The following is a 20,780-nucleotide window of genomic DNA, read 5'->3' on the forward strand; positions in this document are numbered from 1 at the left end:
AAAGGTCTAGATGGGTTCTGTTAAAAGATTGAACTCAATCAACATTGAATAGAAGGCACAAGAAAACGCAAAATGATGATCGAAAGGTGTCTATATGATGAAGGCAATTCCAAACCGAGTTTCAACAGCTGATTGGGAAATGATTCCACGACAAGTTCAATTCGCTTGGGAAAACTCACCATTACAATGGATTCCTCAAGATCCTATCGCGAGCCACAACGTTAATCATTTCAGCTTTACTTTGGTTCGTGGAGAATATTTTTTCTGCCGTATCTTCAATAAAGCACTGCCACATATCACGGATGAGCAACTCAAAGCTGACGTAAAAACTTTTATCCGTCAGGAAGCAATTCATTCTCAGGCACATAAAATATCGATTGAGGAATATTTACAGCGATATGGTGTTGATGTTGAAAACCAATATCAGCGTGTTGTCTATTTATTCGACCGTTTATTGGCTGATCAACCTTTAGGTCGTACATTACCCAAACCATTGCAAAAAACATGGTTAGATCTTCGAGTCGGTTTAGTTGCTGCTGCTGAACATTTTACTTGTGCTCTAGGGCAATATGTTCTGACCGAGGCAAAATGGCAAGAACGTGGTTGTGATCCAGTTGTGAGTGATTTATTTGTTTGGCATGGAGCAGAAGAGGTAGAACATCGCACAGTGGCTTACGATTTATTTCAACATTTGAATGGAAGCTATTTGATGCGAGCAGGGATCATGTTGGCAACAGCACCTATATTTACTTATTTGATGGCCGCTGGTACAGCACAACTAGCAAAAGCTGATCCCGATATGCCACGCGATATGACTAGTCTTAAACAATTAAAATTTTGGAAAGCATGGCATCGTGCTGGCAAAAATCAATACACACCAGGCCCAATTTGGTATTTCACAACAGCACTTCGATTCTTCAAACCAAGTTATCACCCTTATTTTGAGGGCTCAACTGAACTTGCACAGGCCTATATCAATCAGTCACCTGCCGTGTTAGCAGCTCAAGCAATGCAACAATCAACAAAATTGAAAAGCTAAGTCGAGGATATCTTCATCATGAAAAAACTCGAAAAAACGACTCAATTTGTTATGTCTGGAGATCTCTCACTCGCTGTATATCATTGGGGACAGATTGTTGCAGATAAACCAAGTATTGTATTGATTCATGGTTATCCAGATTCTGCTGAAGTTTGGAATCAAATGGCAGAACATTTACATCCCGAATTAAATGTCTACGCCTATGATGTTCGTGGAACTGGACAGTCAGATATTCCTAAAAATCAATCTGAATATGCATTTAAATACTTGGTACAAGACTTGAGTACGGTGATTAGTCTTGTAAGCCCGAAACAACCTGTTCATGTGGTTGGGCATGATTGGGGTTCATTACAAGGCTGGGAGGCGGTGTTAGGAGATACGCTGAAATCTCAAATTAAATCATACACTGCGATGACACCGAGTGTTGATCACGTCGGTTGGTGGTTCAAACGTCAATGGAACCAAGGTTCATTCCAAGGGTATCGTAATGTGGTGACACGTGCGATCAGTTCAGGTTATATGGCAATGTTTCAATTACCTTTATTGCCAGAGTTAACATGGCGATTAGGTTTGACAAAAATTTGGCCATCGATTGTTGGATATATAGAAAACACAGATGCGCATGTAGACCCTTATCAATTACGCAATTCAATCAGTGGTTTGGGATTATATCGTGAGAATTTGGTTCAACCTTTGCTTAATCCATCACAGCGTAAAACAACGATTCCTGTACATATGCTGGTCATGACCAAAGATCCATTTGTGCCAAGTTTTATGAGCCAAGATATGGAAGAATGGGTAACTGACGTACAGTATAGTGAAGTTGCAGCAGGGCATTGGGGCATAGTGAGCCATCCACAACAAATTGCGAACACCATCAAAAGTTATATTTTTGATAAATTTTAATGATAATGATCGAGGAAAATCAATGAATCCTTTAAAAATGACGGGTTTGGAAATCATGCAAGCATTTGCACAAGGTCACTTCCCTGAGCCTGGAATTGCAAAGACAATGCCGATGAAACCTGTAGAGGTTGAACAGGGACGAATCGTATTTAGTGCGATTGCTGATGAACGACATACCAATCCATTAGGCGGTGTGCATGGTGGTTTTGCAGCAACAATTTTGGATTCAGTCACAGGTTGTGCAACACATACAGTATTGGCTGCGGGTGAGTCATATGGAACAACAGACCTTAATATCAAAATGTGTCGTCCGATTCCATTTAACACTCCGTTGATTGCAGATGGAAAAGTCATCAATGTTGGGCGTAATCTTGTAATTTCTGAGGGTTATATTCGCGATGAGGATGGAAAATTGTATGCACATGCAACTGCGACAAATATGATTATTCGCCGTTCAGCATGATTTTAAGATTATTGTTTTGAATGGACTTGAACTTGTTATGATGGCCATGTGAAACATCATAAAAATATGTTCAATTCATTCAAATGAGATATAAAAATGTCAAACTCTATTGTTCTACATCAGTGGGAAATTTCACCTTTTTGTCAAAAAGTTTCACGGATGTTGAAGTTCAAAGGTATTCCTTTTGAAACAATAAATTACAACGGCTTACTGGGTAGCAAAGTCCCTTTGCTTAGTAAAGTCGGCAAGTTACCTGTCGTGGATATTAATGGCGAGCGAGTTCAAGATAGCACTCGAATTGCACGTTATTTAGATCAACACTTTCCCGAGCTTCCTCGACTTTATCCTGAAGATCCTATGCAATGTGCTTACACAGAGCTTTGGGAAGATTGGGCGGATGAAGTCTTGTATTTTTATGAAGTGCATTTTCGTGTAAGTGATAAAAAAGCGTTCAATCAAGTTGTTGAAATCAGCTCAGAAGGTCGTCCTGCATTTGAAAAGCATTTAATGAAGCCATTACTGAAATCGGCATTGGGTTTTCAAGTAAAGATGCAAGGTACAGGTCGTATGGCTCAAGCCGATATTGAAGCTGAATTTACTAGACACTTAGAACGTATTGAGTTGGTTTTAAATCAGACAGGTTGGTTGGTTGGAGATCAGCAGACGATTGCTGATATAGCAGTTGCATCTCAACTTCTAGAAATTGTTAGAACTAGCCAAAAATTTGGTGCACAAATATTAGGCTTTGCAAATATTTCAAAATGGCTCGAAAATTTTAATTTATTGATTTAAATAAAAAAGCAAAGCCGAGGCTTTGCTTTTTTATGATTGAATGATCAGCTTAGATTTTGCTAATCAAATCATTGATTTGTTTTGCTTGTTCAGCAGCATTACCTGTATATGTAGCAGGAGTAAGCTCTGCTAAACGAGCACGCTCATCAGCTGGAACTTGAAGAAGTTCATCACCATTAACGAAGTTCACCATCATTTCACGTGTCATTGCTTGACCACGAGTAAGTGCTTTTAATTTTTCGTAAGGTTTTTCAACATTATAACGGCGCATTACTGTTTGGATCGGCTCAGCAAGAACTTCTTGTGCTTGGTCTAAATCTTCATTTAAACGGTTCGCATTGAGTTCAAGTTTACCAATACCTTTTAAACAAGCATCAAAAGCAATCAAGCTTTGTGCAAAACCAACACCCATGTTACGAAGAACAGTTGAGTCAGTTAAGTCACGCTGCCAACGAGAAACTGGAAGTTTTTCACCTAAGTGACCCAATACCGCATTTGCGATACCTAGGTTACCTTCTGAGTTTTCGAAGTCGATTGGGTTTACTTTATGAGGCATTGTTGAAGAACCAACTTCACCGTCTTTTAATTTTTGCTTGAAGTAACCAAGAGAGATATAGCCCCAAACATCACGGTTAAAGTCGATCAAGATCGTGTTGTAACGACGTAATGCATCGAACAATTCAGCCATGTAATCATGTGGCTCGATTTGAGTGGTGTATGGGTTGAAGTTTAGACCTAAAGATTCAACAAATGCTTGTGCATGTGCAGCCCAATCAATTTCTGGATAAGCAGAAAGGTGAGCATTGTAGTTACCTACTGCGCCATTGATTTTGCCCAATAATTCAACATTTTCAAATTGCTTGATTTGGCGCGCTAAACGATAAGCAACGTTCGCCATTTCTTTACCCAAAGTTGTTGGGCTAGCAGTTTGACCATGAGTACGAGATAACATTGGCTGTTCAGCATGTGTTGTAGCTAAAGCTGAAATTGCGTGTAGAATTTGCTTCATGCTTGCAACAAGAACTTCACGACCATTTTTAAGCATTAATGCGTGAGACAAGTTGTTGATGTCTTCAGATGTACATGCAAAGTGAATGAATTCGCCCGCATTTTTTAATTCATCAATATTGGCAATTTTTTCTTTAAGGAAATATTCAACAGCTTTTACATCATGGTTCGTTGTGCGTTCAATTTCTTTAATGCGGTTTGCATCTTCTTCAGAAAAATTCGTCACAATCGCATCTAAAGCAGCATTCGTTTCAGCAGAGAATGCAGGTACTTCGATGATTTCTGCACGATTTGCAAGTGCTTGTAACCAACGCACTTCAACAGTGACACGAGCGTGGATTAAACCAAACTCAGACAAAAAAGGGCGTAGCGCATCGCATTTGCTCGCATAACGTCCATCAAGTGGTGAGAGTGCGGTTAAAGCATTCATACAGATTCCTTAAAGTTTGTCTCTCTTGCAGAACTTTATTTATTCCTAAAGAGAGATTTATAGAGGTTGTAAAACAGTATAAAAAATTCGCTCTAGCATCGGGTTTAAACGACCTGATACTGCAAACGAGCAAGAGCTTGAATATCTTGTAAAAGCTTACGTTTACTAAAGATCATACTCCATGAACTACCGCCTAGTTGTCGCCACAAATGCGCAAGTTGTAGACCTGTAAAGAGGCAAGCACGGATTCGATTTGTATGATTCATATCTTTAAAAGCTTCAGCATTACCACGGACAAGGATACGTGGATTAATTTGCCCAGCAGTTTCAACATAGGTCTGAGCTAAATTGGCAATAATACTTGGGTGCAAATAGTTATTATCGAAAAAAGACAACTGTTTTAGGATCTTTTGTTGAGCCGTTTCGATAATTTTTACGTATTCAGGATTGCTATAAACTTTCTTTTCCAACTGCAATAATGCCATAGCATAGGACATGGGAAGTTTAGCTGTCGAAAGTTTAGGGACTCTGGATTTTGGTGCAGTATTAAATGGTTGAGTAATACAACCTTCTAATGTTTTTAAACCTAGCGAAATATCAGCCAGTTGATTAAAGAAATCTAAAGTTTGAGTCGCATTGTTGGTCGCTGGACGAATATTTAAACTTGCTTTGATCAGTAGTTCAAAATAAAAATTACCACTATCTCCAATACTCTGCTGTCCCGCCATCGCAGTCATATGGGTCAGCTGAGTTGCTTGGAAGACAGCAGCCAATGCTAAAGCACGGTTTTGTCTTACATTCAACGCTTGGGTGTGCTGAAAGGGTAACTCCGCCATGCTTCGATTCCAATATCCTTAAATAAAATCTGGTTGAGGTGCATCAGTATGGTGAATGACACCACCGCCTAAGCACACCTCTCCTGAGTAAAACACCACACTTTGCCCTGGAGTTACAGCACGTTGTGGTTCATCAAACTCAACTCGAATACCATTTTCTGTATGTTCGTCACGATAAATTGTACACGCTTGGTCAGGCTGACGATAACGAGTTTTTGCTGTGCATCGGAAACCCGTAGTTGGGATTTCTTGTTCACCCGCAACCCAATCAATCGCTTCACTCCAAAGCTGTTTACTTTGCATAAGTGGATGCTCATGACCTTGTCCAATGACGAGACGATTGTTGGCAATGTCTTTGTGAAGTACGAACCATGCACCTTCTTGCGCACCTTTCATACCACCGATACCGATGCCACCGCGTTGACCGAGCGTATAGTACATTAAGCCGTGATGTTCACCAACTTCTTTGCCGTTGTCTAAGACAATTTTTCCAGCTTGAGCAGGAAGATATTGTTTAAGGAAGTCGGTAAATCGACGTTCACCAATAAAACAAATACCAGTTGAGTCCTTTTTCTTCGCTGTTGCTAAATCAAGTTGTTCAGCAATGCGACGAACTTCAGGCTTTTCAATTTCACCGACAGGGAACAGCGTCTTATTGATTTCACGACCATGAACAGCGTGTAAAAAATAAGTTTGATCTTTATTATTATCTACACCACGTAGTAATGGTGCATAGGTTTCACCACGAGAGTTTTGCGTGCTTACACCACGACGTGCATAGTGACCTGTTGCAATAAAGTCTGCACCCAAAGTCATAGCATGGTCGAGGAACGCACGGAACTTAATCTCTTTATTACATAGAATATCTGGGTTGGGAGTACGACCTGCTGCATATTCAGCTAAGAAATGCTCAAACACACGATCCCAATATTCCATGGCAAAGTTTGCGGTGTGCAGTTTAATTCCAATCTTGTCTGCAACGGCTTGCGCATCTGCTAAATCTTCAAGGGCTGTGCAGTATTCCGTACCATCATCTTCTTCCCAGTTTTTCATGAACAGACCTTCAACTTGATATCCTTGTTGAAGTAAAAGCGCGGCAGAAACTGAGGAGTCTACACCACCAGACATACCGACGATGACACGTTGTTGCATCTAATTAAGCATCCAAATGAGAAGTTAATGAGGGAGAGAAAGGGTGCTCATAAATAAGCGATAAAGGATATTTCTTACCAGCGAGGGCATCTTCAATTACTTTTAAAACTAATGGGCTTCGCGCACGAGCGGATTCTTGTAGCTCTTCTAAACTCATCCAAACTGCACCGACAATATCGATATCTAGTTGTGCATTTTCCTCAACCGAGGTGACATGTGCCAAGAAGCAAAAACGATAATATGTGCGATCTGGAAACATGGGAGGGGTATAGGTATAGATTCCAAGCAAATGATCTATTTCTACATGATGACCTGTTTCTTCTAAGGTTTCACGGATCGCTGCTTCAATAATCGTTTCACCGCATTCGATATGACCAGCAGGTTGATTAAACACGGTATGTACAAAGCCTTCGCTGTGTTCTTCAACAAACAGAAAACGTCCGTCTTTTTCAACTACAGTGGCGACTGTGACATGAGGTGTCCAAGCGGTCATAGAAAGCACCATGATTTTAAAAAACGTATTCTACAAAATTTGAGAGTTTTTGGCTATGGTGGCTGAATCATAGATTTAGCCACCCACTGCTTTAATCAGGTTTAATTTTACTATTAATAAATTTTCGTAGTCTCTTTGCCGATTGGCATGCTGGATCAGTATCACCATGTTTACAACTATAATTGAGAACATTTAAAGCTTTTTTATAATTAGGTTCAGTATTTTCCTCAGAAATTAATTGGTCTGCAAACATGGTGCATCCCCAAGGATCGCGCCAGTCACAAGTTTTCTCAAATGTTGAAAAAATACACTTCTTTTGTTCAGTGGTTAAGTGTTTTTTGTAGTCCAACATTCCAGCAGCCCTATTGGTACAGCCAGAGGCGATGCCAAGCTCACAACTTCTTTGAAATACTTGTTCGGCTGGAAGTTTATAATTTGCTTCTTGTAATGATAACGCTGCTAAATAACAGGCCACTGCATCATTTTCCACACAAGACTGATAGCATTTAAATTTATTGTTTTCACAAGTAGATATTATATCTCTGTATGAATTTGATAGAGGAGTTTGTTGAGATGGAGATGTATAGGCTGGGCATTTATTTAAATTATTAGTAAAAATTTGATGATGCTTTAAATCACTTGCTATGAAACTCAATGAAGCTGCTTCAGCTGTTGCATAATAAGAGTCGGTACTCATGATTTCACTATCAGATTTATAGTGAGAGCATGAAGTTAAGATATTAATCGTTAATATAGATAAACCCAAATATATTGTTGTTCTATTCATAATCATCCGTGGTTTTCGTTAATATTATAAACAGAATTAATAAATTAGTTTTGTTTATAATCATTCTTCACTTTTACATAATTTTGCGCTGAATAAGGTAAAAATGCTTTTTCTTTATCTGTGAGAGGGCGGACTTGCTGGACTGGGCTACCCACATACAAATAACCACTTTTTAAGACTTTACGTGGCGGCACAAGACTACCAGCACCAATCATGACATCATCTTCAATAATCACGTCATCTAAAACAACGGTATTAATACCGATCAAGACACGATTGCCAATAGTACAACCATGTAAGGTCACATGATGACCTACAGTCACATCATCACCAATTACTAAAGGTGAACCATTTGGTTTGGATTGATTTTTATGACTGACATGTAACATACAATGATCTTGTACATTACTATTTCTACCAATCTGAATCGAATTGACATCACCGCGAATAACGGCAAAAGGCCAAACTGAAACATTCTCAGCTAACTTGACATCCCCGATGACTACTGACATTTCATCAATATAACAACTCGTATCAATATCAGGGTAATGATCTAAATAAGGGCGAATGTTTTTAGCCATGAGAAAATACAATAAATAATTTGCATGAATTATAAAATAAAAAAGCATTCATACTAAATAGCATGAATGCTTGATTAGCTTGTTTACTCTAAGAATTAGAATAAGTTGCTAAGGAACTGTTTGATATGGTCGATCATACGAGCAAAGAAGCCTGCTTCTTCAACAGGTTTTAATGCAACTAGTGGTTTTTCAGCAATCACTTTTCCATCAAGACTTGCAACTAATTTACCTACAACTTGACCTTTAGCCAAAGGTGCATTCAGTTTTGGTTGAACGACGATTTGAGTTTTGATTTTGTCAGCTTGACCTTTAGGCATAGTTACGTTGAAGTTTTCAGCCAAACCGATTTGAACTTCATCTTCTTTACCAAACCATACTTTTGCTTTTGCTAAAACTTGATTTGCTGGTTGAACATTAGCAGTTTCAAAGTTTGCAAAACCCCAAGCCAATAATGTACGAGTTTGGCTCGCACGTTCATTCATGCTTGGTGTACCAAAAATCACAGAAATCAAACGCATAGGACCACGTTTGCTTGATGTTGTTAAACAGTAACCAGCTTCTTCAGTATGACCTGTTTTTAAACCATCTACACTTGGGTCTGTGTAGAGAAGGGCATTACGGTTACCTTGTTTGATACCGTTAAATGTAAATTCTTTTTCAGAGTAAATTGGGTAATACTTTGAGCTGTCTTTAATAATATGCTGAGCAAGAACTGCCATATCTTTTGCAGTTGAGTAATGACCATCAGCAGGCATACCTGTTGAGTTGATAAAGTGTGTATTTACCATTCCAACGCGTTTAGCTTCTTGGTTCATCATGTGGGCGAATGTACCTTCATTGCCCGCAATATGTTCAGCCATTGCTTTAGAAGCATCATTACCTGATTGGATGATAATACCGCGAAGCATTTCTAGAACAGTTGCTGTCCCATTAAGCGGTACATACATACATGATTCTGTACTACTTCCACGACACCACGCAGATTCATTCATGCGTACTTGTTCGTTTTCAGTCAATTCCCCCTTCAAAAGTTTCTGCTCAATGATGTAGCTTGTCATCATTTTAGTCATTGAAGCAGGTGCAAGTTTTTCATTTTCATTTTTTGCAGCGAGAATCTGTCCTGTCTCATAATCCATTAATACATAGGATTTATTATTTAGTTCTGGTGGAGCAGATAGGACAGTTGCTGCATATGAAAAGCTTGGCAAAAGTAATAATGCAGCAAGAGCGCTTTTTTGATTCATTCTAGATCGTTCCAATATCTTGTGTGAAGCAGAAGAGCCTAGCATTTTAGGACAAAGCAAAGCCGACTTCTATGGGGGAAGTCGGCTTTTTAACACAGTATTGTAACGAATCGGTTACTTAGAATAATAATTTCTAACATCGTCGCAAATTTGGCGATTATCTTCATCAGATGCGGCTTTTGCATCATTACGTGCTTCTGTCAAAGCAGCTTGAAAATCTTTACTTTTTGCACGCTTATTGAGTACATCAACAGCTTTTGGATCATTATCTAAATAGGCTTTAACAAGATTGTCGTAGGCTTTATTAAACTTAAGATCTTTGCCGATTAATGGAGGGCAAATTTCAGAAAGCACATAAATTGCAGCTAACTCTTGTTGAGTGACATTTTCTGAGGTCGGAGTAACTTCAATTTTTTCGGTTTCTGATTTTTTTTCTGCTGCATAAGTGGTTGCAGAAAATGCAGTAGACGCTAAGAGAAATGATAAACCCAGTGTTTTTAAAACATTTTTAGTCATAAGAAATCAAACTCAAAAACAAGACTTAAAGAATTTGAATAACTTATAGCATAACTGAGATTGAAATTTGTATCTTTGCTGTAGAAACAATGGAGAAAATGTGATCTTAAATCTTAGAAATAAAACCACATTTACCTAGATCAAAGCTTATTCTTCGAAATTAAGGACATCTTCACATACTGATTTTTGTTCTGATTTCTCAACTTCTGTTGCAGCAGAACGTGCATCTTTGAGCAGACTTTGAAATTCAGCATCTTTTTGTAAGCTCTCTATAGATGCAGTCTTGTCCGAGTAGTTACTTAAATAAGAACCGACCATCTTTTTGATATTTTGGTCAAATTTTGCATTCTTACCGATGAGGTTTGGACACATTTCGATAAGTACTTGTGCATTTGCAATATCATCTTTGATTAATGCATCTGCTTCTTTGACTGAAACCGCTTCGTCAGCAAATGCTACAGATGCTGCTACAAGTGTGAAACTCACCCCAAAAAATCGAATAAAATTAGATAAATGTCTCATGGCAATGTAAATTTCTAATACTAAGAAGTTATAAATATATATAATTCTATGAATAATTCAATTGAAAAAACTCCCTAGTAATATTTGAAGAGACTGGAATTTAGTGAATATTTTGATTGCAAATGATGATGGTGTTTTTGCCCCAGGGCTACAAGCTTTAGCGCAGGCCTTAAAGCCATTAGGTCGAGTGGTTGTGGTTGCACCTGAAAGTGAGCGGAGTGGTTATTCTAGTGCTTTGACATTAGATCGTCCTTTGCGACCAGTTCAAATCTCTGAAGACGTCTGGGCAGTGAATGGAACGCCTGCGGACTGTGTTTATTTGTCAATGAATGGTCTATTTGATTTTGAATTTGATCTAGTTGTGAGTGGTATCAATAGCGGTGCAAATCTTGGTGATGATGTATTGTACTCAGGTACGGTAGGAGCTGCATTTGAAGGACGGTTAATGAAACATCCTGCGATTGCTGTTTCTTTGGCAGGTTCAAATGTTCGATCATATGAACACCCTCTGCATTATGCGCAAGCAGCACAATGGGTCCATGACTTTATTGCAAATGGATTGCCTATTTTACCACCTCGTCATATTTTTAATATTAATATTCCAGATGTGGCTCAAATCCAAGGTACAAAAGTGACGTATCAAGGGCGAAGAGCGCAATCTAAACCTGTAAGTAGTCATGTTGACCCTCGAGGAAGACAAGTTTATTGGATTGGATTAGCTGGAGAGGCAGTAACTGATCCTCAGGCTGTTTCTAGCAATATTCAATCAGATTTTTTTGCAGTGTCGAATGGTTATGTCAGTGTTACTCCAATTCAAATGGATGCAACGAACTACGCGATTTTAGATAATTTACATGTTCTTGTTAATGGTTAGCGGTTGCTATGTTGTAACTTTGTGAATATAGAAAGTGAGAACTCGTTTTTTTTCACTTTTTTGATACTCTTAGGCGCAAATATAATTCAGGTTTCGATGAGGGTGAAGATGCATTCAAACCAAGTCTCGATTTTTCTAACAAAGAAAATGATTAAAACAATCCTATTGTCTTTATCAGTAGCAACGACAGTAATTGTGACGGGGTGTGCATCTAAACCACAATACAAAGGTGGCGCACGCTACGTGAATGCACCTAATTACTATACAGTGCGTTCAGGGGATACACTGAGTGGGATCGCAAACCGCTATGGTTTGAACTACTTAGATATTGCTGCACTAAATGATATTGCAGCTCCATATCGAATTTACGTGAATCAGTCACTAAGACTTAAAGGCTCAGTCAGTCAGCGTACTACGTCGACACAGGCGATCACTCAAGCAACTCCTATCCAACGTCAAACGATTAACTTACCGACTCAACAGCCAGTTGTACCAAAAACACCTGTTATTACGCCAACACCTGTCAATCCACCAACTGCTTCAACTTTAGCATCGGGTTTACGCTGGGTAAAACCTAGCAACGGTCCTGTGATTCAAGGTTTTAATTTGGCAAGTAATGTTAAAGGAACCCGTTATGGTGGAAATGAGGGTGATCCAGTCTATGCAGCAGCAAATGGTCAAGTTGTATATGCAGCGGATGGTCTAAAAGAATACGGCAACTTGGTTCTGATCAAGCACATTGATGGTTACATTACTGCTTATGCACATAACAGTAAAATGTTGGTGAAAAGCGGTGACAATGTGACGGCTGGTCAAAAGATTGCTGAAATGGGTTCTTCAGGAGCGACTAGAGTCATGCTGGAATTCCAAGTTAGATTAGATGGTAAACCTGTTAATCCAACCACTGTTTTACCTAACTAAATATACATCATTATTTGTTTAACAAACTTTCAACAAATTGTTAAGAATCTCTAGTCTAGGAGTAGACTTCTCTGTATACTCATATTGATTGCTTTAATTAGAACAATAAGCATATTAATAATTTGAGAGGGAAGTCTATGCTAGATCAGTTGCGTGCAATGGGGGTCTTTGCGTGCGTTGTTGAAAAAAGTTCATTTAGCGGTGCTGCTAGAGAACTGGGAATTACAACAAGCGCAGTCAGTCAACAAATCCGTTCTTTAGAACAAGATATGGATGTGACTTTGCTTCATCGTTCTACACGAAAATTAAGCCTTACAGAAGCGGGTCAAGCATTCTTTTTAAGCTGTCAAGAAATGCTTGCAGCAGCAGAGCGTGGCAAAATTCGCATCAATCAATTGCGCGATGATTTAGTCGGTGACTTACGTATTGCAACGACACCAGAACTCGGTGCGCTTCATGTTATTCCAGCACTTTCTCACTGGATGTCTGCACACAAAGCACTTGCAATCCATTTTGAAGCCGATCATCGTTATATTGATTTAATTGAAGAGCGAATTGATATTGCAATCCGCATGAGCCTCAAAATCGATGATCATCAGTTAACAGCAGTGCCATTAGCACGAGTTGATCAGGTGCTTGTTGCTTCACCAAGTTATCTAAACCAAGCCCCTCCGATTTCGAGACCAGAAGATTTACGTCATCATGAATTGTTGCCTGTGACTTTAATGCAAAATTATCAGCATTTCTCATTTCGTCATGGTTTAAGTGGGGAAGTGGTAAATATCGATATGAAAACACGCTTAAGTACAAATAACGTGTTTGTTGCAAAATCATTGTGCCAGCAAGGGCATGGGATCGCGCGTATTCTATATATGGATATCCAAAAAGAGTTAGTGAATGGGTCTTTAGTTGAGGTATTACCTGATTGGAATATGCCAGCATATACCTTACATGCATTGACCTCGAAACGTGAACAATATCCAATGAAAGTCCATCGCTGTATAGATGCCTTAAAACAATATTTTGCTCAGCTTCCTGGTGGGCGTTCCTTGCAGGGCGTGGCCTAAATAAAAAAGCCATGTTCTCATCAGAACATGGCTTTTTTCATCTTATTTTTTCTTGTGTTTACGCAGCGATTTTAAGTTTTTCGCTTGTGCGGTTGATTCTTCAGCTGCTTTTGAATCTACTTCATCTTTTTTGGTTTTTTTACGCTTTTTCTTTTTCTTTGGTTCATCATCTTCAACTGCTTCACCATCTTCAATCGCTTGCCAATACTCAAGTTGTTCCATCACAGCAGCATAGATTGAGTTTTTGCTATATCGACCTTTTTTATCGAGTGTTCCAACAGGACGAGCCATCAGGATTTCTAAAGCTTGGTCAATCGTATCAATTGCATGAACATGGAATTGACCACTATTAACAGCATCAATAACATCTTGGCGTAGCATTAGATGTTGCATGTTTTGACGAGGGATAATAACCCCTTGCTTTCCTGTTAATCCCTGCAATTTACAAGCATCATAAAAACCTTCAATTTTGGCATTTACGCCGCCGATAGGTTGTACTTGTCCAAGTTGGTTCATAGAGCCTGTGATTGCCCAAGATTGATCAATTGGAATTTGACAAATAGCCGAAATCAAAGCAGAAAGTTCGGCAACTGTTGCGCTGTCACCATCAACTTGTCCATAACTTTGTTCGAATGCAAGAGCAGCAGAGAAGTGTAGGATTTGTTCACGACCAAAATGAGCTTTAAGGAAACTAGCCATGAGCAGCACGCCTTTTGCGTGTAGAGAACCGCCAAGTTCTACACTTCGCTCAATATCAAGAATATCCCCACCGCCTTGATAGACAGAAGCAGTCAAACGTGATGGGAGACCAAACTCAACATCAGCATAATGAATAACAGAGAGGGCATTAATTTGACCTAAGCGATGCCCCGAAGTCTCAATTAATTGAGTACCTCGTGATAAGTCTTGCCAATAAAGCTCTCGTAAATAACCCAAACGGTATTGGCGATGATGTAATGCTTGATTGACGTGTTGATCTGTTACGATTTTATCACCACTCTTAAAAGCGTGATGATGTGCTTCACGAATCAAATCACCCAGTGTCGAAGCATGCAGTGACAAAGAGCTTTGATCTTCAGCTTGACGACTAGAGTCAGTTAACAGTGCAGCGAGGGCAGAACGATCAAAAGGTAAAAGTTTATCGGCTTGAACATAATCAGCAATAAGCTGCATATATGCTTGTTCATTGCTGTCATTACGTTGTAATGTGTCTGTAAAATCAGCACGAATTTTAAATACGCTACCAAGTTCTGGTTCTACTTCTAAAATTTCATAATAAATTTCAGGTTCAGCCAGTAATACGACTTTAATATCTAGTGGAACAGCGGCAGGTTCAATCGAAATACTACCTGTCAATGTCAGCATATGTTCCAAAGACGATAGTTTGAGTTGCCCTGACTTTAATGCGCGTTTTAAACCTTGCCAAGCGTAGGGTTGTTCTAGCAATTGCTCAGCTTCAAGCATAAGGAAACCACCATTTGCATGGTGTAAAGAGCCTGGACGAATTAATGTAAAATCTGTCGTAATTGTGCCGTTGTGAGTAAGCTGCTCGACATGCCCAAGTAAGTTGTAATGGGTTGGGAAGTCTTCAAAAATAACAGGAGCACCACTATTCGGTTTATTGGCAATAATGACATTGGCTTGATATCTTGAAGGAACGCGATTGAACAAAGCAGGCGTGAAATCATCTTCCTCTTGTTCTAAGATCAGTTCAACGTTTTCTATAACATCTTCGGCATAATGCTTTAAATATTCTTCTAAACCTTTAACGTCTTTATTTTTATTTAAAATTTGCTCCATGCGAGGTAGAACAACTTGTGCTGCGATATCTCTATTTAAAAGTGAAACTTTATCTCGAGCATCGTCTTCAAGATCGCCTAGATGTAAGCCTAAACGCTCTAACTTTTTCTCCATGTAGCGGATATTAGAGCTTAGTTCAGAACGTTCTTTTTGGCTTAAAGCATCAATATCATGCTGTGTTAATTCTTGATATTCATTGTCGATTAATTGCATCGGCACGAAAACATGCTTGTCATTTCTTGAAATGAGTTTTAAGTCGAGTTCTGCGCCTTCTTTGGTTAATTCGGACAGTGCTTGTTGTTGTACATCACCCGTGTCTTGACGAATACGTTCAATTCGATTGTGATAGGTCTCTGCACTAAAGCGACGTTCTAATTGTTTAAGAATGGTTTGCCAAGTTTGTTGAAGTGCAGCTTGGAACTTTACGCCTTGTCCAGCAGGGAAGCGAAGTGCGATAGGTTGTCTAGGATTTTTAAAATTATTAACATATACCCAGTCATCAGGTGTTGGCATCGTTTTGGCATGCTGTTGCAGTAAACGTTTGATCATCGTCCGTTTACCAAGTCCAGCAGTTCCGACAGCAAAAATATTGTAACCTGAATAAGGCAGAGAGATTCCAGCTTCAACAGAGGCACGTGCTCGATCTTGCCCTAAAAAATTGTTGAGCGGTTTGATTCGTTTCGTCGAATTCGGAATTTTGACTAGGTCTGGAACATGAGTGAGTTGTTCCGAAGCTAGCGAGGTTCTTTTTAATGTTTCTTGTATATCCGTCTGGTCAAAAGCGCTTGGAAAGGTATTTAAATTTGCTGTAGTTGTGTTTGTTGGTGTTAAAGAAAGTGCGGTTGCAGTCATTTGATCAAGTTTTTGGGTCACTATTGATATCCAACAAATAAACGATAATTGAAATTAGAACTATAGATGCATCTAAACATATCTCATGACTTGCGAACAAACATAAATGGTGTGATTCATCATTTAACATTCGGTGTCAATTTGGTTAGATTTCGCAGATGTTTAGAAGTATTTATAACTTCTGTTAAAGGTATACAGTTTTAGGTCTAAAGATCAAGCGAACTTGTGTTTTTTATCGACAAAACAAAACAATCGTTGCACAAAGCAACTTGCAAGCAAACACAAGAAACGATTGAATAGGCACATTCAGGCATGTTCATGGAAAATAATAACCAATGACAACACAAACCACAGGTTGGGCATCTGCATTTAAAGCATTTTTAGATCGCCGTGCTTTGATTATGTTATTTTTAGGTTTCTCAGCGGGGATACCGATTTTACTCATTTTTTCTAGCTTATCTTTATGGCTAGGTGAGGCAGGAATTGAAAAAAGCGCAGTAACTTTTTTTAGTTGGGCTGCATTAGGCTATTCTTTTAAATTTGTTTGGGCACCATTAATTGATGAGTTGCCTGTCCCATTTCTAACACGCACATTAGGGCGACGTCGAGCATGGCTATTAATTGCACAGTGTTTAATTATATGTGCGATTTGTATCATGGCATTTTCAGACCCAGCTCTTGGTCAAAGTTATATTATTCAAATGGCGGTTGGGGCAGTATTACTTGGCTTTTCCGCAGCTACGCAAGATATTGTGATTGATGCCTATCGTATCGAGTTAGCTGAAACAGAAATGCAAACTGTCTTAGCATCGACATACAATGCAGGTTATCGCATCGGAATGATTGTTGCTGGTGCTGGTGCATTATTTCTTGCGGCTTACTTAGGAACTGCCAAGGGGAATTATATCTACGAAGCTTGGAAGTATACTTACTTAGCCATGGCAGCAGTCATGAGTGTCGGGATCATCACTACTCTAAGTATTCGTGAACCACAAGTAAATCGAATTTATAAAGACTATAAAAAGACAGATTATTATCGTTTGGTATTGGTATTTTTTGTTGCTGTTGCAAGTTTTGTCGTGAGCTATATCTATTCAGGTAATCTCACAAATTACATCACCACTTCGGCTGAGATTAAAGATACCGCAGCTTTATTTGGTTTAGAAGCGCTTCGCTTTTTGACCGCAACAGCAGTCGCTTTATTGGTTGGTTCTGGGTTAGTAAAAGCTGGTGTCGTAAATCAGCAGATGGCGAAAGAAACATGGGTTGCGCCGATTCTTGATTTCTTCAAACGCTACGGTCTGAAACTCGCTTTAGTATTATTACTGCTTATTGGTTTTTTTAGAATTTCAGACATTATTGCTGGCGTCATTTCAAATGTTTTTTATCAGGACTTGAATTTTACTAAAGAGCAAATTGCTGAAGCAGTAAAAATATATGGTGTTTTATTTAGCCTTGTCGGTGGCTTTCTTGGGGGCTTGTTGGCACAGCGAATGAATATTATGAAGTTAATGTTTGTTGGTGCTGTTTTAGCCAGTTCTACCAATTTGATTTTTATCGGCTTGGTAAACTCAGGCAAACCTTTAGCTCAGGTTGAGGTACAAATCGCAGATAAACACTATCAAGTAGATACGGATGAGGTGGGGTATTGGAAATTATCTGTACCAAGTGAACAGTTATTAAAAGCAAAAGATATCCAAGTTACTAGTCAATATCAGCAAGAAGCGGACTCAAAGTATCAATTAACAGTTCCATATCTGATTGCATCACAAAAGCCTCAGATTCAATTATTACCAATGAGTGGTAATGATCAACTTAGCTCAAATGACTTAAAGCAAAGTTTAGTTATTAAAGGTCAGCTTGCTGGCGTAAATGTTGATACATTAGACACAGAGCGTCCAGTTGTCATTATGGTTGACGATAAAGAAATTGTAGCTAAAATTGATCCTCATGGAATATTCACTGGAGCAGTTGATGGGAAGGTTTTATTAAACTCTCCAACGAAGTTAGTTAAAGCTTCCGTTAATTTTAAAAACAACGACCAAACTGAATTAGCTACAAGTAGACCTTATTTTATTGATACAGCAACACATCCAGATTCCGCTTTAGATATGGATGTTCAGCCAGTGCAAGTAATCCAACCAGATCAAAAAAGCTCAGTTGAACTTTCTGGTAAAGTCATTAAAAGCTACAGTACCTTATGGTTATATTTGGCGATTATTATGGATAATTTAGCATCTGGATTGGCTGGTGCAGCATTCATTGCTTTTTTATCGAGTTTAACCAGTGTTTCATTTACAGCGGTTCAATACGCAATTTTTAGTTCTTTAATGACATTAACGCCAAAACTATTGGGTGGTTATTCAGGAACAATTGTGAGTAATATTGGTTATCCAAATTTCTTTTTAATGACGACTTTAATCGGTATTCCGATTCTAATTTTAGTGGTTTGGGTTGCGAAATTATTACGTGATCATGAACGAAACCAAACAACACAACAGACAGGTGAATAAATATGCGCATGTTACATACAATGCTACGAGTAGGTAATTTAGAACAATCTCTCAAGTTCTATACTGAAGTGCTTGGTATGCAATTACTTCGCAAACGTGATTACGAAGAAGGACGTTTTACACTCGCATTTGTGGGTTACGGTGATGAGCAGAACAATACGGTTCTTGAATTAACTCATAATTGGGATACATCTAGTTATGATTTAGGCAATGCTTATGGTCATATCGCAATTGGTGTTGATGATGCTTATAAAGCATGTGAAGAGATTAAAGCACGTGGCGGTAAGGTCGTCCGTGAAGCTGGGCCTATGAAAGGTGGTGTGACGGTCATTGCTTTTGTTGAAGATCCAGATGGCTACAAAGTTGAACTTATTCAACAAGATCAGAATGCAAGAAATAATTAGTTTTAATGCGTTAGACTGAGGTCTAATTATTTAAAAACTAGCTTTATTTATAGAGCTCAGTATGATGGTTTGATCAAATGGTCAACAATATCATATTGGGCTTTTTTATTATTTTGAGGGTAGGTCAGGGAAAGAATTATGTTGAAGTTATTAGCACTAGATCGCTTTACGATTTTATTGGTACTCATGGTCTTATTAGCCACATTGTTACCCATATCAGGTCAGCTTGCTTATTATTTTAATATTTTAACGACAGTCGCAATAGCCGTTCTTTTCTTTTTACATGGTGCAAAATTATCACGTGAAGCTGTCATAGAGGGAATGTTGCATTGGAGAATGCATGCCTTAGTCTTTATTTTTACTTTTTTGATTTTCCCATTGATTGGACTTTTGTCGAGACCTGTTTTAGAACCAGTATTGGGGCAACAGTTATATTGGGGCTTTTTGTTTATGTGTTTCTTACCTTCCACGGTTCAGTCTTCGATTGCATTTACGTCTATGGCTAAAGGGAATGTAGCGGGTGCAGTGTGCAGTGCTTCCTTTTCTAATATTATAGGCATGTTTATCACACCGATTTTGGTCAGCTATTTTATCTTAGGGCAAAGTCAACATGATTTTGACCCGACAAAATCTATTGTACAAATTACATTATTGCTGCTTGTGCCATTTATATTAGGTCAATTATTAAGACCATTTATTTTCCCACAAATGCGTAAATTTCCGAGCGTTGTAAAGGTTTTTGATCAGGGTTCAATCCTCATGGTTGTTTATGGCGCATTTAGTAGCGCAGTTGTCGCTGGTCTATGGCAACAAGTAAGTGGAATTACATTGATTTATTTAACACTGGCATGTTCAGTTTTACTTACCGTAGTAATGTTACTTGCATTGTATTTGCCTAAATGGTTGGGATTCAATCAGGCGGATCAAATTACGATTTTCTTTTGTAGTTCTAAAAAAACTTTAGCGAGTGGTGTTCCAATGGCTCAAATTCTTTTTATTGGGCAGCCTTTGGGGATGATTGTATTACCCATCATGATTTTCCATCAAATTCAGTTGATGGTTTGTGGGGTAATTGCGAATCATTGGTCAAAATCAATGCAGGAATAGTTCGCAAAATATAATTTATTCGCGTATAATCTCTGCCACTTGTTGGCTTTGCTCTGACCTAAGATGTCTCGGTGAGTCAAAAGAAATGGTCTGTTGTGGTATTGATCTGCGAGTATTAAAACTCTGCTTTCCTCATCTTGAGAGTGATCAATTGCGATAACAGCTTAAGCCTTTCTTACTAAATAGGAGCATCGACCATGCGCGCCGATATTCACCCTAAATACGAAAAATTAGTTGCTACTTGCTCATGCGGTAACGTAATCGAAACTCGTTCTGCACTTGGTAAAGAAACTCTTTATCTTGACGTATGTTCAGCTTGCCACCCATTCTATACTGGTAAACAAAAGAATGTAGATACTGGTGGTCGTATCGACAAGTTCAAGCAACGTTTCTCTGGTATGTCACGTTCTATCAAACGTTAATATCAAGAAAAACAAAAAACGGGCTATATGTCCGTTTTTTGTTGTCTCTAA

The 20,780-nt window shown here is 38.7% G+C and carries 21 protein-coding genes; 11 read left to right on the forward strand and 10 right to left on the reverse strand.

Annotated features, from left to right (window positions below; translation table 11 throughout):
- Window positions 1-94: 94 nt before the first annotated feature.
- The 4 genes from R2H34_RS06770 to R2H34_RS06785 all read left to right on the forward strand — a co-directional run bounded on the left by R2H34_RS06770 (window position 95) and on the right by R2H34_RS06785 (window position 3,200).
- Window positions 95-1,039, forward strand: a complete 945-nt coding sequence (locus R2H34_RS06770) for a metal-dependent hydrolase (protein ID WP_004953302.1) — start codon at window positions 95-97, stop codon at window positions 1,037-1,039.
- An 18-nt stretch (window positions 1,040-1,057) separates the two neighbouring features.
- Window positions 1,058-1,945: an alpha/beta fold hydrolase gene (locus tag R2H34_RS06775; RefSeq protein ID WP_087540238.1), complete on the forward strand. Its 888-nt coding sequence runs from the start codon at window positions 1,058-1,060 to the stop codon at window positions 1,943-1,945.
- 22 nt (window positions 1,946-1,967) lie between these two features.
- Window positions 1,968-2,408 carry a PaaI family thioesterase gene (locus R2H34_RS06780; RefSeq protein ID WP_087540240.1) on the forward strand — a complete coding sequence of 147 codons (441 nt, stop codon included), beginning with the start codon at window positions 1,968-1,970 and terminating at the stop codon, window positions 2,406-2,408.
- A 96-nt stretch (window positions 2,409-2,504) separates the two neighbouring features.
- Window positions 2,505-3,200, forward strand: a complete 696-nt coding sequence (locus tag R2H34_RS06785) for a glutathione S-transferase family protein (protein ID WP_087540242.1) — start codon at window positions 2,505-2,507, stop codon at window positions 3,198-3,200.
- Between the two features lie 49 nt (window positions 3,201-3,249).
- On the opposite strand, the gene purB is transcribed toward R2H34_RS06785, so the two are convergent.
- The 9 genes from purB to R2H34_RS06830 all read right to left on the reverse strand — a co-directional run bounded on the left by purB (window position 3,250) and on the right by R2H34_RS06830 (window position 10,769).
- Window positions 3,250-4,638 (reverse strand): adenylosuccinate lyase, encoded by a 1,389-nt coding sequence (gene purB, locus R2H34_RS06790; RefSeq protein ID WP_087540244.1) that lies wholly within the window; start codon window positions 4,636-4,638, stop codon window positions 3,250-3,252.
- A 104-nt stretch (window positions 4,639-4,742) separates the two neighbouring features.
- Window positions 4,743-5,474, reverse strand: coding sequence for a high frequency lysogenization protein HflD (hflD, locus tag R2H34_RS06795; RefSeq protein WP_004913152.1), 732 nt, complete (start codon window positions 5,472-5,474; stop codon window positions 4,743-4,745).
- Window positions 5,475-5,492: 18 nt separating this feature from the next.
- Window positions 5,493-6,626: a tRNA 2-thiouridine(34) synthase MnmA gene (mnmA, locus tag R2H34_RS06800; RefSeq protein ID WP_004913150.1), complete on the reverse strand. Its 1,134-nt coding sequence runs from the start codon at window positions 6,624-6,626 to the stop codon at window positions 5,493-5,495.
- 4 nt (window positions 6,627-6,630) lie between these two features.
- Window positions 6,631-7,119 (reverse strand): NUDIX hydrolase, encoded by a 489-nt coding sequence (locus R2H34_RS06805; protein ID WP_020899799.1) that lies wholly within the window; start codon window positions 7,117-7,119, stop codon window positions 6,631-6,633.
- Between the two features lie 91 nt (window positions 7,120-7,210).
- Window positions 7,211-7,906 (reverse strand): hypothetical protein, encoded by a 696-nt coding sequence (locus tag R2H34_RS06810; RefSeq protein WP_087540246.1) that lies wholly within the window; start codon window positions 7,904-7,906, stop codon window positions 7,211-7,213.
- 44 nt (window positions 7,907-7,950) lie between these two features.
- Window positions 7,951-8,487: a gamma carbonic anhydrase family protein gene (locus R2H34_RS06815; RefSeq protein WP_004913144.1), complete on the reverse strand. Its 537-nt coding sequence runs from the start codon at window positions 8,485-8,487 to the stop codon at window positions 7,951-7,953.
- 95 nt (window positions 8,488-8,582) lie between these two features.
- Complete coding sequence (gene dacC / locus R2H34_RS06820; RefSeq protein WP_004913142.1) at window positions 8,583-9,731, reverse strand: D-alanyl-D-alanine carboxypeptidase PBP5/6; 1,149 nt, start codon at window positions 9,729-9,731, stop codon at window positions 8,583-8,585.
- Window positions 9,732-9,845: 114 nt separating this feature from the next.
- On the reverse strand, window positions 9,846-10,247 hold the full coding sequence (locus tag R2H34_RS06825) for an MCR_0457 family protein (RefSeq protein WP_004959481.1): 402 nt from the start codon (window positions 10,245-10,247) through the stop codon (window positions 9,846-9,848).
- A gap of 147 nt (window positions 10,248-10,394) precedes the next feature.
- Window positions 10,395-10,769: an MCR_0457 family protein gene (locus tag R2H34_RS06830; RefSeq protein WP_004953330.1), complete on the reverse strand. Its 375-nt coding sequence runs from the start codon at window positions 10,767-10,769 to the stop codon at window positions 10,395-10,397.
- Between the two features lie 103 nt (window positions 10,770-10,872).
- On the opposite strand from R2H34_RS06830, the gene surE reads away from it, so the two are divergent.
- From surE to R2H34_RS06845, 3 genes are all read left to right on the forward strand, one after another.
- Window positions 10,873-11,643 carry a 5'/3'-nucleotidase SurE gene (surE, locus tag R2H34_RS06835; protein WP_004959475.1) on the forward strand — a complete coding sequence of 257 codons (771 nt, stop codon included), beginning with the start codon at window positions 10,873-10,875 and terminating at the stop codon, window positions 11,641-11,643.
- A 108-nt stretch (window positions 11,644-11,751) separates the two neighbouring features.
- Entirely contained in the window at window positions 11,752-12,564 is an 813-nt protein-coding gene (locus R2H34_RS06840) for a peptidoglycan DD-metalloendopeptidase family protein (protein ID WP_004913130.1), read from the forward strand.
- A 137-nt stretch (window positions 12,565-12,701) separates the two neighbouring features.
- Window positions 12,702-13,631 carry a LysR family transcriptional regulator gene (locus tag R2H34_RS06845; protein ID WP_282896480.1) on the forward strand — a complete coding sequence of 310 codons (930 nt, stop codon included), beginning with the start codon at window positions 12,702-12,704 and terminating at the stop codon, window positions 13,629-13,631.
- Between the two features lie 42 nt (window positions 13,632-13,673).
- Here the strand turns inward: R2H34_RS06845 and R2H34_RS06850 are convergent, their stop codons facing one another.
- The gene (locus tag R2H34_RS06850) at window positions 13,674-16,304 is read right to left on the reverse strand and encodes a Lon protease family protein (RefSeq protein WP_005402832.1); all 2,631 of its coding nucleotides are present in this window, start codon (window positions 16,302-16,304) and stop codon (window positions 13,674-13,676) included.
- Window positions 16,305-16,618: 314 nt separating this feature from the next.
- On the opposite strand from R2H34_RS06850, the gene R2H34_RS06855 reads away from it, so the two are divergent.
- The 4 genes from R2H34_RS06855 (at window position 16,619) to rpmE (ending at window position 20,729) form a co-directional block, all read left to right on the forward strand.
- Window positions 16,619-18,796 (forward strand): AmpG family muropeptide MFS transporter, encoded by a 2,178-nt coding sequence (locus R2H34_RS06855; protein ID WP_282896481.1) that lies wholly within the window; start codon window positions 16,619-16,621, stop codon window positions 18,794-18,796.
- Between the two features lie 2 nt (window positions 18,797-18,798).
- Window positions 18,799-19,200, forward strand: a complete 402-nt coding sequence (gene gloA, locus R2H34_RS06860) for a lactoylglutathione lyase (protein ID WP_004913115.1) — start codon at window positions 18,799-18,801, stop codon at window positions 19,198-19,200.
- 138 nt (window positions 19,201-19,338) lie between these two features.
- On the forward strand, window positions 19,339-20,307 hold the full coding sequence (locus R2H34_RS06865) for a bile acid:sodium symporter family protein (RefSeq protein WP_042891922.1): 969 nt from the start codon (window positions 19,339-19,341) through the stop codon (window positions 20,305-20,307).
- Between the two features lie 197 nt (window positions 20,308-20,504).
- Complete coding sequence (gene rpmE / locus R2H34_RS06870; RefSeq protein WP_004662919.1) at window positions 20,505-20,729, forward strand: 50S ribosomal protein L31; 225 nt, start codon at window positions 20,505-20,507, stop codon at window positions 20,727-20,729.
- The last annotated feature ends 51 nt before the right edge of the window (window positions 20,730-20,780 follow it).

The organism is Acinetobacter sp. 16 (assembly GCF_033439925.1).
Taxonomy (GTDB): domain Bacteria; phylum Pseudomonadota; class Gammaproteobacteria; order Pseudomonadales; family Moraxellaceae; genus Acinetobacter; species Acinetobacter junii.

Bases quoted from the DNA above. Each gene is read 5' to 3' on its own strand.
- R2H34_RS06855 (WP_282896481.1), top strand. From the start codon at position 16,619: ATGACAACACAAACCACAGGTTGGGCATCTGCATTTAAAGCATTTTTA.
- dacC (WP_004913142.1), bottom strand. From the start codon at position 9,731: ATGAATCAAAAAAGCGCTCTTGCTGCATTATTACTTTTGCCAAGCTTT.
- R2H34_RS06780 (WP_087540240.1), top strand. From the start codon at position 1,968: ATGAATCCTTTAAAAATGACGGGTTTGGAAATCATGCAAGCATTTGCA.
- mnmA (WP_004913150.1), bottom strand. From the start codon at position 6,626: ATGCAACAACGTGTCATCGTCGGTATGTCTGGTGGTGTAGACTCCTCA.
- R2H34_RS06840 (WP_004913130.1), top strand. From the start codon at position 11,752: ATGCATTCAAACCAAGTCTCGATTTTTCTAACAAAGAAAATGATTAAA.
- R2H34_RS06805 (WP_020899799.1), bottom strand. From the start codon at position 7,119: ATGACCGCTTGGACACCTCATGTCACAGTCGCCACTGTAGTTGAAAAA.
- R2H34_RS06830 (WP_004953330.1), bottom strand. From the start codon at position 10,769: ATGAGACATTTATCTAATTTTATTCGATTTTTTGGGGTGAGTTTCACA.
- R2H34_RS06770 (WP_004953302.1), top strand. From the start codon at position 95: ATGATGAAGGCAATTCCAAACCGAGTTTCAACAGCTGATTGGGAAATG.
- R2H34_RS06865 (WP_042891922.1), top strand. From the start codon at position 19,339: ATGTTGAAGTTATTAGCACTAGATCGCTTTACGATTTTATTGGTACTC.
- R2H34_RS06815 (WP_004913144.1), bottom strand. From the start codon at position 8,487: ATGGCTAAAAACATTCGCCCTTATTTAGATCATTACCCTGATATTGAT.
- purB (WP_087540244.1), bottom strand. From the start codon at position 4,638: ATGAATGCTTTAACCGCACTCTCACCACTTGATGGACGTTATGCGAGC.
- gloA (WP_004913115.1), top strand. From the start codon at position 18,799: ATGCGCATGTTACATACAATGCTACGAGTAGGTAATTTAGAACAATCT.
- rpmE (WP_004662919.1), top strand. From the start codon at position 20,505: ATGCGCGCCGATATTCACCCTAAATACGAAAAATTAGTTGCTACTTGC.
- R2H34_RS06775 (WP_087540238.1), top strand. From the start codon at position 1,058: ATGAAAAAACTCGAAAAAACGACTCAATTTGTTATGTCTGGAGATCTC.
- hflD (WP_004913152.1), bottom strand. From the start codon at position 5,474: ATGGCGGAGTTACCCTTTCAGCACACCCAAGCGTTGAATGTAAGACAA.
- R2H34_RS06785 (WP_087540242.1), top strand. From the start codon at position 2,505: ATGTCAAACTCTATTGTTCTACATCAGTGGGAAATTTCACCTTTTTGT.
- R2H34_RS06845 (WP_282896480.1), top strand. From the start codon at position 12,702: ATGCTAGATCAGTTGCGTGCAATGGGGGTCTTTGCGTGCGTTGTTGAA.
- R2H34_RS06810 (WP_087540246.1), bottom strand. From the start codon at position 7,906: ATGAATAGAACAACAATATATTTGGGTTTATCTATATTAACGATTAAT.
- R2H34_RS06825 (WP_004959481.1), bottom strand. From the start codon at position 10,247: ATGACTAAAAATGTTTTAAAAACACTGGGTTTATCATTTCTCTTAGCG.